We start from the raw sequence: 13,111 nt of genomic DNA on the forward strand, positions 1-13,111 counted from the left end.
TTCCCAGTGACCATGCTCTATCGCGACGAATTTCGCAACCGGCACACCGGTGCCACCCTTTCTTCAACCGACTCAATGCTCTCTGCCATTGGTGTTGCCCACTTAGATGCGCTGATCGACGCTACAATCCCGGCATCAATCCGTCTTACGCGCCCGCTGCAACTACCCAGGGCAGCCACCGAGGTTGAAATGCTCGCAGAGGCCGAAGCAATGGCGGCCACCAACATCATTGGTACGTCGTATATCGGCATGGGATACTACGGAACCATCACTCCCCCCACCATTCAGCGTAATATCCTTGAAAATCCGGGCTGGTACACACAGTACACGCCATATCAGGCCGAAATTTCGCAGGGCAGACTTGAGTCACTGCTCAACTTTCAGACAATGATCATGGACCTTACCGGTATGCAGATCGCCAATGCCTCGCTGCTTGACGAAGCTACTGCTGCCGCAGAAGCCATGCACCTGATGTATGCAGCGGCTCCAGCATCGAAAAAAGATGCTGCCGTACTGCTTGTTGACGAGAATGTGTTCCCGCAGACCCTGAACGTACTGCATACGCGGGCACAACCGCTGGGCATTGTAATTAAAACCATGCCCTGGAAAGATTTTAACTTTGGTGAGGATGTGTTCGGCTGTTATGTGCAGTATCCCGCTGCCGACGGCAGCCTGCACAACTATACCGAGCTGTGCGATACAGCGCACCAGGCTCAGTGTCTGGTTACCGTGGGCGCTGACCTTCTGTCGCTGACACTTCTTACACCACCTGCCGAATTCGGTGCCGACATTGCAATTGGTACTACCCAGCGTTTTGGCGTACCCATGGGCTTCGGGGGTCCGCACGCCGCCTATTTTGCAACGAAGGAAACCTATAAGCGCCTGATGCCCGGACGCATCATCGGTGTAAGTGTGGATGCGCAGGGAAACACGGCATACCGGATGGCACTGCAAACCCGCGAGCAGCATATACGCAGAGATAAAGCCACCAGTAATATTTGTACGGCCCAGGCCCTGTTGGCCAACATGGCCGCAATGTACGCCGTTTACCACGGTCCCCAGGGCCTTCGTGGTATAGCCTCCCGCATACACACTCTTGCCTGCACTCTTGCTGACGGATTGCAGGAGCTTGGCTACTCACTGTGCACCACATCATGGTTCGACACCGTTTGCGTTGATGCACAGGAAGACACGATTAAACCTGTTGCAGAAGCCGAACATATTAACTTCCGATATTTTAATAACGGCAAGTGTGTAAGTATTGCCGTTGACGAAAGCACAACCGTAGCTGATATCGACGCTATCCTAAATGTATTTGCAAAGGCACACGGTAACGGCGTCAGCCACTCAGCAGCACAAACGCTGTTAGTGCGCACCACCGTACGTATTCCCGAAAATCTCCGGCGGAGCAGCCCATACCTGGAGCACCCGGTATTCAATTCGTACCACACCGAACACGAACTGCTGCGGTACATGAAGCGGCTCGAGAATAAAGACCTCTCGCTTGCCCACAGCATGATACCGCTGGGATCGTGTACCATGAAGCTGAACGCTGCAGCCCAGATGATGCCGATTACCTGGAAACGCTTTGCCATGCAGCACCCTTTTGCACCTGCACAGCAGGTACAGGGCTATGCCCACCTGTTCCGTCAGCTGGAATCATGGCTGTGCGAGATTACCGGGTTTGACGCCTGTTCGCTCCAGCCCAATGCAGGAGCCCAGGGTGAGTACGCCGGTCTGCTTACCATCCGCAGGCTGCTTGACGCTACCGGACAACCCGACCGAAATGTGGTGCTGATACCGGCAAGTGCACATGGTACCAACCCGGCCAGTGCAATTATGGCTGGTATGAAGGTCGTTGTGGTTAAGAGCGATGAACACGGACATATCGATGTTGCCGACCTGAAGCTGCAGGCCGAAAAGCACGCCTCTACCCTGGCGGCTCTGATGGTTACCTACCCCAGCACACACGGCGTTTTTGAAGAGTCAATCATCGAGGTGTGCACGATCGTGCACCAGTACGGTGGTAAGGTGTATATGGACGGTGCCAACATGAATGCACAGGTTGGTTTAACAAGTCCGCGTGCAATCGGCGCCGATGTTTGTCACCTGAACCTTCACAAAACGTTTGCAATCCCACATGGTGGTGGTGGCCCCGGTATGGGACCCATTTGCTGCACATCTGAATTAGCCCCCTACCTCCCCGGCATTGATACCAGTATTCAGCATTTCACGGGCTACACTGCTGCATCGGCCTACCAGGTAAGCGCTGCACCCTGGGGCTCGGCATCGGTGCTGCTGATTTCGTGGGCTTACATCCGGATGATGGGCGCCGATGGTTTAACCGAGGCTACCCGTCACGCCATTTTAAATGCCAACTACCTGATGGCCAGGCTGGGGAAATATTACTCCGTGCTGTACACCGGCTCGGCAGGATATTGCGCCCATGAATTCATCCTGGATATGCGGGAGTTTAAACAACGTGGTGGCATCGAAGTTGAAGACATTGCAAAACGCCTGATGGACTACGGTTTCCACGCCCCTACCGTGAGCTTCCCTGTTGCCGGTACCCTGATGATTGAACCCACCGAGAGCGAAAGCCTTGCCGAACTCGACAGGTTCTGCGATGCCATGATTGCCATTCACGCCGAGCTCGAAGACGTCTGCTCAGGTATCGCAGATCGTTCCGATAACGTGCTTAAAAATGCTCCGCATACACAGCATGTTGTTTCGGCCGATGTATGGTCTCATCCGTACAGCCGACAGCAGGCAGCCTTCCCACTGCCGTGGGTGCGCGACCGGAAATTCTGGCCGTCCGCCGGCAGAGTGGATAATGCCTACGGTGACCGTGTTCTCATCTGCAGCTGTCCATCCGTGGAAGAATACGCCAACTAATCCCCGACCCCGCCTCCCCATATCGCTTCCGATGGCTTCCCGCTCCCATGGGGGGCCATTGTGCAGCATTCGGTGCAAACCGGGCGGTCAGTCTCCCGTGTTCCCTTAACACCTTAGCCCCTTTACAACCCTTCCACATTGTGGAATAGCTGTGGGAAACCTGTCAACATACTGTTACAGCGCTTAAGATTTTACATTTGCTGATTTGCATATTTTAGGATAAATCAATAACTTAGCTCATGTGGCATGACATTTGTCTTTAAGCTTTCTTTATCCACTCAGTAAAAAATACTGAAATGAAATTTTCGCTCCTTTTCTGTGCTGTGTTTTGGGCTGTATTCCCCTGGCATGAAATGCATGCGCAAAACAACTGGATGCGGATTGCGGGGATTACTGCCGCAAAGTCCAGCAAGATGTTTTCCGAGTCGGGTTTTTCGTTGTTATACAGTGCCGACGATGTGTTGTACAGCGAATCGTCGGGTTATATGTGGTGGAGTATTCGCGGACAGTTGCCGCACGGATTAGCCTGTGCAGCAAATACACCGCGTGGGTTTGTTGGACTTGCTGTACTTAAGAACAGCGACGTTATTGCATATTCCACCACCAATGGTGGCGCACGATTCGATCGAACAGGCCCGGACGTGTTGTTTAACACCGGCGGTCGGCAGCTTACCGACATGGTGTATTCGGCCGGAAGGCTTTACACGTTTTCGGCATCCGGATCAATCTGGTACACTGAGGGTACGGAGCAGGTGTGGACGGAAATCGTTGCAGACACTGCGGTGGGACAACTCTCCGACGTAGCATGGATACGTAATTTATGGGTTGTCTGTGGCAGTGGCGGCACAATGTATAGTGCCGATGGCGGCCTTAGCTGGATCCAGATACCCATACCCATTCAGCTTGGCAGTTCGATTTCGCTCCTGGAGGTGCACGGCAATGAATTGTGGGCCGGTGGTCTGTTTGGCGCAGCAGTTTTAAACATGCAGGAACGTGCATGGCATTACAAGAACGAAGGACTGCCAAACGTTCCATCGCTCTTCCCCCGACCAATCGACCTCCGCTCACTCGGCGGCGTACTGTTCTGCGTTTTCCGCACCGGAGGTGTTAACAACACCATGTACCGGTGGACCGGGAGCCGGTGGACGAATGTGGACGATGGCGGGCTACCGCCGGGCGAACATATACGCCGGTTCTGCATGGGGTTGCAGAACGGGTATCTGCAGGTGTATTCAAGTGGGACCGATGTAAATTTCCAGGGAGTGTATGCCGTGCGTGCGGGGGTTGCAACCAGTGCCGAAGAGGATGCGAGCCACTTGAATATCGGACCAAATCCGGCATCGGACCATGTAATGGTTACCATTTCAAATACAGGTGACGAAGCTGATGTGTCACTCATCAACGTCCTGGGACAGCAGGTTTTTCACGCATCAACGCACGGTAGCCTCACCATTCCAACCTCGCACCTTCCCAGCGGGACCTACCTGCTACGGTATGGTGTGGCTAACAAAACCATCGTACGTCCGCTGGTCATTGCACGATAGGGTTGCAATCCTCATTTTTAACGGGAACCGTGTAGTCAATTTCATCACCAGGTTGTAGTTTACGGTGTTTTTCACTATCACCGGTTGCAATGAAGATCCTGTTACAAACTACGCTCCTTGTTTTTTCCGCCCTTACACTTGCCGCGCAGCGTCCGTGGCTTAAAGTTGAACGCCCTCCTTTTAAGGAAGCGCCCTCGTTCATTACGGCGGGCGGTGCCCTGTATGCCCTTGCCGACGGATTGGCAATCACCTACCGTCACGGTGAGTCGTGGATGCAGATCGACAGCATCAGGTCACACCCAAAAGCATTAACCGAGTTTATCAATGGCAGTACGGTATGTTTTACTCAGGAACCGGGCAGTTCTGTTGTACACACATTTTACTCGATCAGCGGAACAAACTTCAGCGAGAGCGATAGCCTGGACCTTAACACCCACCATGTTGTTGGGGCCGGCTGGAGCGGTAATACCGTGTACATTGCCACTGCCGAAGGTGTACTGTACTCATGGGGCACTACCATCGACTCGCTGATCGTACCGGCAGTTCAGGGGGCAACCGTACGGCAGGCCCTGATTTCAAACGAACTGTTTTGTCTGATGACCACTGCAGGTCTGTTTGTTTCCACCGACACTGCAACATCATGGGCACTGAAAAATCCGCCGTCAAAACTGGATGGGCTGGATATTTCCACAGACGTAGCGTTATACCAGGGCGCATTACTGGCTTCAACAGACCAGGGCGTGTTCGTGTACGATGCCAAATCAGGCGAATGGTCTGCAAAGGGGCTTTGGCAGGCCGAAGCGGCAGCCGGACGGGTTCTGGCCATTGCCGCCGAACCACCCTACATTGTGGCACTCCGTCCAACACCATCAGGGCGTGTTCAAATGTACCGTCTGGAACACGCAGACTCTACGTGGATTCCAACGGCATACGAGGTTCCAATGCCTCATCCTGCCGTCTATGCCAGTGCCTGCTCGATAGATGCGGGCTGGGTTGTTGCCTATTTCAGCGATGAAACAACGCCCGACTCTACCGGTGTGTACGCCTACAATCTGAACGATATGTCGGATGTGCAAGTACAGGACTCCAAATCGGACATCCAGCTCAAAACAACAAAAACAGGACTGCAGGTTTCAACGCCTATTAATCAGCAGGGCATGGTTACCGTGCATGCACTCAACGGTGCCGAGGTACTGCGTGCCATGCTTTCTCCTGGCTTTACAGACATTACCCTGCCAGACCACCTGAGGGGTCCGCTTGGCGTGTACATTCGTACCGATAGCGGACAAGAAGTGCGATCACTGATATTGTGGTAACAGGTGCCCAGAATAAACATCAGCGGACAAAAGCAGCGGATGACGCGGCGTATGCTTGTTGTGATAAGCATATCGGTAGCCATCATCCTCGTCTTTGTTTTTTTTTCCAGCCATGGTCTGCTCACACGGTGGCGCCTATCGTCCACCCGGGAAATGCTGATTGAACAGCGTGGTTCACTGCTGGGAACAGAAGACAGTCTGCGTTCGGTTATCAAATCGCTGGAATCCGATACCACCATCATTGAGCGTCTGGCTCGCGAACGGTACGGCTATGTACGCCCGGGAGAACAGGTTTTCATCATTGGCAATTCCCACACAGCGGCTGGCACTGTAAAAGCACAGGAGTAAGGTACACCACGTAATTGTCCAAGGATTCGTATTCTCGCACATGTTTTGTTCAGTGTCCGTTGCCTATTACGATACAATCAACCTGGTAAGGGGCTTGGACACAATTAAATAAAATTACTTATGGCTACAATCACACCGTTTTCGGCTGACGCCGCACCGCCTGCAATCGGTCCGTATTCACACGGAGTATCCGCTCAGGGGACGTTTACTTTTCTCAGCGGACAAATCCCGTTGGATCAGAACGGAGCAATTGTTGGGAGCACTGTAGAAGACCAAACCAAGCAGGTGTTCGTAAATATCAAGGCTGTTCTTGCCTCGCAGGGACTGAGTTTATCGAATGTTGTAAAAACAACTGTTTTCCTGACCACTATGGCAGATTTTGCAGCAATGAACAACGTGTACGCCGCCGAATTCGGCAGTCACAAACCGGCTCGTTCAACTGTTGCTGTTGTAGAGCTTCCCAAACAGGTGCTGGTTGAAATTGAAGTTATTGCCTGCTCATAGTACCGCCGGACGTACCAAAATGGTAAGCCGCACCACGGGTTCCATGGGAACGCCGATACCGGTCTGCACCTGCGGTCGTTGGTTGCTTATCCTATGCCTGTTGCTTGGCCTGGTGGTGCCGAACCGTACCCAGGAATGTACGGCAGCCGAAACCGACACGGTGCAGCTGACAAAAGATCCCACCACCGCAGTGCTTTACTCACTGGCTCTGCCGGGACTGGGACAGTACTACACCCAGGACTACTGGAAGATCCCGCTGTTTACGGGTGTATGCGCAACCACCATTGTCCTGTTCTTTTACAATAATAATCAGTACAATACAGAAGCGGCAGCATACAACGAAGCCGTTGCCGGCGGGTTATCATCGGCGGTGATTGCCAACCTGAAGCAACGACGTGAAGCTTTTCGGGATAATCGCGACATTAGCGGTGCAGTATTCCTCACGGCGTACGTGCTTGCCGCCGTAGATGCTTACGTGGGTGCCCACCTGTACGACTTTGATGTTAGTGATGACCTTTCAGTGAACATCCGGCCAGACCTGCGGACGCTTGCAGGCCTGCAAGTCTCGGTTCGGTGGTAGATTTGCTGCCGATGCGATTTCTGTACACCATTGCCCTTTCTTGTTGCGTGTGTATCCTGCAGGCACAAGAACCTGCTGAAACCTTTGCCGTCCGTGTACAGGGCGGACTCCTCTACTCGCTCCATCAGGCAGATTTCTCGTACAACAGTACCATTGTTGACTGCGGACAGTTTACCTCCGGCACTGGCGCAAACCCGGTGATTCAGGCCATTGTTGAATTCCCGCTCAGCCCTGCTCTCTCACTGGGCGCAGGCATTGGCTATACAACACGGAGCGGAACTCTCTCGCGAACAAATACCTATCCCGTACGGGACGGGCAAACCGGCAACGAGGGACTCCTTGAAACACACCTTGCGCTGGATGCCGTTCTCCCGTACGTAGAACTGCAACCCGACGTGCGGTGGACGCTAAGCGGCAGCAACCGGCAACGCAGTTTTGGTCTTATTGCGGGCCCGAGAATTGCACTTCCGTTACCGGCATCATTTACGCAGCATGAAACAATCGTTGCTCCCGAAGGCGGAGTCTTTCTGGTAAACGGTGAGCGCTTGCAGCGCAGAATAATTGCCGAGGGCACACTAACCTCAATCAGCCCGGTTCTGGTGGGAATATCTATTGGAGCCGAGAGTTTTTTCCCAATCTCGAAAACGCTGAGTCTGGTACCTGTGGTAAGCGCCGACTATTTTTTTTCGGACGTTGTTACGGACGCCTCCTGGAAGGTATTTGCCATCCGGGCTGAGGTAGGCCTGCGGTTTTCAATGCAGCCATCACCGCCCCCCCCACCACCACCCGTCATTCCACCACCCCCGCCACCAGCCGTCAGGTTCACGCCTGTGACCATTGCTATCGGTGAACCCGAGTTTACCGGCAAGGTTGTGGTTGGCACCCAGCTACAGGCAACAACCCCAATCGTGAATGCCGTGTTCTTTGACTCAGCGCAGACTGTTGTCCCTCCCGACTATCATAAATTTGATGACGGTACCGTCATCCCGCACGATCCAATCAAGGCGCACAACTGGGTCTTGGTCCGCATTGCGCGAATCATTGATCGCAACCCATCTGCCTCGATCATTCTGGAGGGTGCCGGTGGTGCACAGGGTTCATCCGAGCGGGGCAGGCAGCGTGCCGAGAGCGTGAAAGCCGTCCTTACTGCTCTTGGTGTTAATGCGTCGCGTATCGCCACACGTTCTTCCGATATACCACGAATTCCATCCAACGCAGACTTCCCGGAAGGCAGGGCGGAGAACAACCGTGTTGACGTCATCGTAAACGACGCTCCACTCCAGGAGTGGGTCACCAGTCAGCGGTTTGCGGCCATTAAGGGTTTCCTTACGATACCGGTAACCCGCATGGGTGGCGATCCCAAGCAGTACAAGAGTGAGAAGATCGCCGTTGCGTTAGTGGACTCCGGACACGAAATGGCAACAGCAAACCTGGACTCCTCCGGTACAGTACAGTTCCCATTCGAGAAATATGTTACATCGGTTACCGATACTGTGCGGTATTCAGTAACTGCACACAGTACAGGTGCTGCCGCCGAACGTCAGTGCTCCATCCTTGTCGGTTATGTCACCAGTGAGAATGTTGACCTACAGACCGGCAGTTTCGAAGCCGTCCTGCGGTTTGATTACAACAGCTCGGAACTAACAGCCGACGTTAAGCAGCTTCTCATCCAGCTTACCCAGAGTCTGCCAATCGGTTCGACTATCGAAATCGTTGGCTCTGCCGACGTGCTTGGAACCGCAGAACGCAATAAACAGCTCAGCGCATTGCGCGCCAAGAATACCGAAGAATTCATCACCGGAATTGCCGGGAATAAACTGCACGTTACCTCCGGCTCAATGCCGGGACAGTTCTCCGATGCCACTCCACAAGGACGCTTCCTGAACAGAAGCATCAGGGTGCGGGCGATAACGCAACCAAAACCATAGCCCCCTCCCTGACACTCGTGTGTTAAACCATGGGTGCTTTTGTCTTAACAAGACGTCTGACCACGTGACCTGACTGCGCTTACCAGATATGTAGGCATTAAATATTATTAGTATGGTAAGGGGCTTACGGCGCGGTAACCTGAACTAAACGGGATTCCGCATATCCCCTGTTCTGAACAACTAAACAGTACACTCCGGGCGATAGTCCACCAACGGGTATCATTATCTGCTGTTTAAACCCATTCGAGTCCCATTTAAGATTTTGTGCTGTTCCCGGCTGTACCTGACCAAGCATATTCACTAAATATACTGATGTGTTGCCCAGGTCGGCCGTTACATTTCGTCCCAGATCAACATGCAGAAATTCGTCAACAGGATTAGGATAGCATGACTGGATAAATACATGTCGCACTGGATAATCATCGTCAACAGACGTGACACTTTCGGGTATAAATGCTAACCGATACCTGTTAACCGACAATACGATTTCACCGTCAATTATACCTAAGACCTTTAAATCCGGGTAAAAATCAACATCTGTAAGCTTGATGACTTTTGAAAAGACTTGTTGTGATCGTGGATGAATAATACTTAGAGTATCGCTACGCAAACACACGATTCTATCATCGTTAATCACCAAAACACTATTTGCACTCAGTTGATTGGCCCATTGAAAGTCATACTCGGCGCTCACGGATCCAGCAGGAGAAATAAAAACTAATGCTCGTAACTGTAGTGTTTGCTTCGAGACCTTCGCAACAACAAAATCGTCACCAGCTGACCCCCACAGCGACGCAAACTCGTCAGATTTCAGTTCAATTATATGCTGTTTAAATTCAATGGAGTCGTTGGTAATGCCTGCCGTATAGATACCGCCAGTCAGGGTCCGAAACACAACAGATCCATCAGACAGTGGATAGAGTGGTGTATTCAAAAAACCGGGAGATTTCGCTTCAACAAACACGCACTCATTGTTGGTCATGTAACCCACACTATTGCTTTGATTCACCCACAGTCTGGGTCTGGTGCCGGCATACGTACACGAAACAAATGTCCCCGGAGGAACGAAATCGCATCTTTTGGCAACGCTGTCAGCGGTATTAACGAATACCGGTGCCACGTTGGTAAGCACCATGAATCCGGAGTCAGTGGTAAAAAGCCCTAATACTTTGCTTATATCGCTGTAAAAACTATAATCTTTGTAAAGGCCCCAATTCTTTCCACCTTCTGAGACACCTACAGAGAAAGTTCCATCGGAATACGTTTTCGTGGCATACACTGTTGATGCGTTTATCCAAAAATCACTCCAATCCGAACTGAATGTAGAACGTCGTGGCCGGTGCAGCACTTTGTTATCGCCTTGATAGCTGATCAGATAGCCATCGGTACCGCCCACCAATACCAAGTTAGAATCAATGCCAACCACTTGTGAATTTGTATAGTCGTACCGAGCATTTCCCGTAATGTTGGACAACGAGTCAGCGACTGCATCGTAATGCAGGATGTACACTGGAAAAATCGTCATGTTATAAGTATAAGCTTTTACCAGAAGTGTAGCGCCCGCAGGGCCGGCTACGATATCAGTAAGTACAATTTTCGGAGGATAGGTTGGGAAGTCTGTCCTAATCAAATCAAACGTAACTGGTCGAACATCATCAGCGTTGTGGAGAGTCACCAGGGTGTCTCGGTTGCCAACTAAAATGGCTGATCCTATTTTCTCCATCCACCGCGCGCCGGCTATTCCCAGCACAGTCGTGTCAGTTGCCTTCCAGACGTCATTTACCCTTGCCATCCAAAACGCTGTCCCAATGTTAGTTACAACCACAATGCTGTCTTCAGCTAATGCCAGACACTGTACAGGCAGACTGGGAGTTACGGAGAACAGCACCGTAGAAGTATTTGTTTCAACATCAACGAATGCAATTCCACCGGCATTGCACACCAGCAATCCTTGGTCCTGAATATCTACATCACCATAACTTGTACTGTTACCTATTCTGGTAACCTGCCGGCTACTATCGATAAAAAAAAGCGAGCCATCTGCACAGAGTGCAACGATGGCTCGCTTTGATTCCCAAAACAAGATTTTCCTTGGACCACGCTGCTGTGGCAGTACCGTAATAATCTGTTCAGTACCTGTAACTTTATTCAGCCATGAGATCTTCCCATCACCGTAGCCCAACAGCCAATAATCAGATACACTCACTGCTTCCGTAATCTGAACCTTATCCGGCGGTGTAGTATAAATTGTTCCTACCCAGAGCGTATCCATGGCGCTGCAATTGGCATACGCAGTAAACCAGAATACTGCTATTATACATGAACACCGCAGTAACAGCAGATAAGCATTCCTGTAATTGGCTTTCATATTACCTCCATACTATTGTGTTGGTAAGGGAATACAAGATGGAATTTTGCAACCCTCAGGCGGACATGGGGCCGGACTGGGCTGATTTTCACATGCATAATAAAGTACCGGGACCTCAGGATTACATTCGTCAACCGTCTGAGAAACACATGCGTGGCACGTTTGCAGACAATCAATTGCGTTACACGGAAAGAACACATCCACCATTACTTGCATTGCAACACCATTGACTTCACGAATCTCGGGCATCTGAATTAACGTTCCACAGGAGCCGGAAACTCTTTGAATAACCCACGATGAAGTTTCGGGACAGTTAGGTATTTGAACTTCTGGTGGCGGAATTATCAGCGAAGAGTTTCGCAATAGTAATACCTCGAATCCTCTGTTGATAATCTTGTCGTAGTCAACTGTCGGACCTCCGGGGTAAATATCCCAGCAGTCACCGGTGAAATCCACACTCATCACCCGTACTACGCCCTGCCTAATGCAGCCATGAACCCTTACCTGGCAACACTGATTGTTAAACCTCACTTTAAATGAGTCAGTTACAGGCGTCCATGTAGAATCAGGGCATCCCGGATGGAATGGGTGTTGTTGAGCATATACTATTGATGGCGCTGCAACAGCGACCAAAAGGCATCCCATTATTCTCAAGGCCCTCGTATACAAGACCACCCTGAGAATGCTAGTAATACATATCATTGCTCGTCTCCCCTACAATAAGTGAAACAAATACAACGATCAGCGCTGGCTCGTACGTAAAAATACGGATGGGGGAGGGACAATGCAACTATTTTTATCGCATTATACAAAATAGTTGATTTTCCGGGTGTACATTGATAACATCCCGGATAATGAACGTGGGGGAAGACGGGGTTACGTTACGTCGGATTTTGATAACTGTACTCCGAACGTACCTTTAAAGAATGTTACTTGTGCCAAGGTTACAGGTTCGGGTTCACACCTAAAAGACCGGTCGGTGTGAATACTGCAATGGGAACAACAAAAACGGGACTCGGATCTTCATGGCGGAGTCAAAGCCCCTTAGCTATCAGCTACCCAGAGCTTAATGCTCATCTCATTTTTCATGGGTCACATATCGAGCACGCAGGAACAGTATACTGCCGTACAGCGCACTAACAAGGGCAGCTCCAAAGATTGCCGAAACCGCAGGCGTAAGCTGCTTACCACTCATGTAGTAAAAAACCAGCGAGACCGGTCCCAGAATTGCTGTTGTCACGGCCAGTACAAACGCGCGTTGTACAGCCCATCCCTTCTCTATATTTCTTTGCATCATTTATTTTCTCCTGTCACAACAATTCTTCATGTACGATGTGCGTAAGGGGCTTTGAATACGTTGTCGTTTATAATGTGCAGTAGCCATTCCCTTCTGTTAACAACGTAACTACGGCTGCTGCGTATGTACTGCCCCTTGCCCCGTTACACCGTGATAACCTTGGTTGTTTCTTCTCCGAATTGCGAAATCACCCGAACGGCAATTTTCTGGCCTTTCTTCTTCAGCTCGATTGGATGTGATACATGGCCATAAAGCCGGTCGAAGGCTTCATCGTCTATTTCAATTTTCAGCGTTTTTTCTACCTTCTGTTTGGTGCTGTCTTTGGCTAACG

General features: G+C 51.1%; 9 protein-coding genes. 7 read left to right on the forward strand and 2 right to left on the reverse strand.

Annotation, left to right across the window (positions count from 1 at the left end; translation table 11 throughout):
* The first annotated feature begins 12 nt into the window (after window positions 1-12).
* From gcvP to HRU79_02655, 7 genes are all read left to right on the forward strand, one after another.
* Window positions 13-2,895 (forward strand): aminomethyl-transferring glycine dehydrogenase, encoded by a 2,883-nt coding sequence (gene gcvP, locus HRU79_02625; protein QOJ25598.1) that lies wholly within the window; start codon window positions 13-15, stop codon window positions 2,893-2,895.
* 296 nt (window positions 2,896-3,191) lie between these two features.
* On the forward strand, window positions 3,192-4,439 hold the full coding sequence (locus HRU79_02630; GenBank protein QOJ25599.1) for a T9SS type A sorting domain-containing protein: 1,248 nt from the start codon (window positions 3,192-3,194) through the stop codon (window positions 4,437-4,439).
* A gap of 89 nt (window positions 4,440-4,528) precedes the next feature.
* Window positions 4,529-5,755 carry a hypothetical protein gene (locus tag HRU79_02635; protein QOJ25600.1) on the forward strand — a complete coding sequence of 409 codons (1,227 nt, stop codon included), beginning with the start codon at window positions 4,529-4,531 and terminating at the stop codon, window positions 5,753-5,755.
* Window positions 5,756-5,758: 3 nt separating this feature from the next.
* Window positions 5,759-6,103 carry a septum formation initiator family protein gene (locus HRU79_02640; GenBank protein QOJ25601.1) on the forward strand — a complete coding sequence of 115 codons (345 nt, stop codon included), beginning with the start codon at window positions 5,759-5,761 and terminating at the stop codon, window positions 6,101-6,103.
* Window positions 6,104-6,223: 120 nt separating this feature from the next.
* Entirely contained in the window at window positions 6,224-6,607 is a 384-nt protein-coding gene (locus tag HRU79_02645; protein ID QOJ25602.1) for a deaminase, read from the forward strand.
* On the forward strand, window positions 6,585-7,187 hold the full coding sequence (locus HRU79_02650; protein ID QOJ25603.1) for a hypothetical protein: 603 nt from the start codon (window positions 6,585-6,587) through the stop codon (window positions 7,185-7,187). The genes HRU79_02645 and HRU79_02650 overlap by 23 nt, the downstream gene beginning before the upstream one ends.
* Before the next feature lie 11 nt (window positions 7,188-7,198).
* Window positions 7,199-9,115, forward strand: coding sequence for a hypothetical protein (locus tag HRU79_02655; GenBank protein QOJ25604.1), 1,917 nt, complete (start codon window positions 7,199-7,201; stop codon window positions 9,113-9,115).
* 124 nt (window positions 9,116-9,239) lie between these two features.
* Here the strand turns inward: HRU79_02655 and HRU79_02660 are convergent, their stop codons facing one another.
* Window positions 9,240-11,483 carry a hypothetical protein gene (locus HRU79_02660; GenBank protein QOJ25605.1) on the reverse strand — a complete coding sequence of 748 codons (2,244 nt, stop codon included), beginning with the start codon at window positions 11,481-11,483 and terminating at the stop codon, window positions 9,240-9,242.
* A 1,078-nt stretch (window positions 11,484-12,561) separates the two neighbouring features.
* Window positions 12,562-12,780 (reverse strand): hypothetical protein, encoded by a 219-nt coding sequence (locus tag HRU79_02665; GenBank protein ID QOJ25606.1) that lies wholly within the window; start codon window positions 12,778-12,780, stop codon window positions 12,562-12,564.
* Window positions 12,781-13,111 lie beyond the last annotated feature (331 nt).

This window comes from Ignavibacteria bacterium (assembly GCA_015709655.1).
Lineage (GTDB): Bacteria > Bacteroidota > Ignavibacteria > Kapaibacteriales > Kapaibacteriaceae > OLB6.

Bases quoted from the DNA above. Each gene is read 5' to 3' on its own strand.
- HRU79_02660 (QOJ25605.1), bottom strand. From the start codon at position 11,483: ATGAAAGCCAATTACAGGAATGCTTATCTGCTGTTACTGCGGTGTTCA.
- HRU79_02655 (QOJ25604.1), top strand. From the start codon at position 7,199: ATGCGATTTCTGTACACCATTGCCCTTTCTTGTTGCGTGTGTATCCTG.
- HRU79_02645 (QOJ25602.1), top strand. From the start codon at position 6,224: ATGGCTACAATCACACCGTTTTCGGCTGACGCCGCACCGCCTGCAATC.
- HRU79_02635 (QOJ25600.1), top strand. From the start codon at position 4,529: ATGAAGATCCTGTTACAAACTACGCTCCTTGTTTTTTCCGCCCTTACA.
- HRU79_02665 (QOJ25606.1), bottom strand. From the start codon at position 12,780: ATGATGCAAAGAAATATAGAGAAGGGATGGGCTGTACAACGCGCGTTT.
- gcvP (QOJ25598.1), top strand. From the start codon at position 13: ATGCTCTATCGCGACGAATTTCGCAACCGGCACACCGGTGCCACCCTT.
- HRU79_02630 (QOJ25599.1), top strand. From the start codon at position 3,192: ATGAAATTTTCGCTCCTTTTCTGTGCTGTGTTTTGGGCTGTATTCCCC.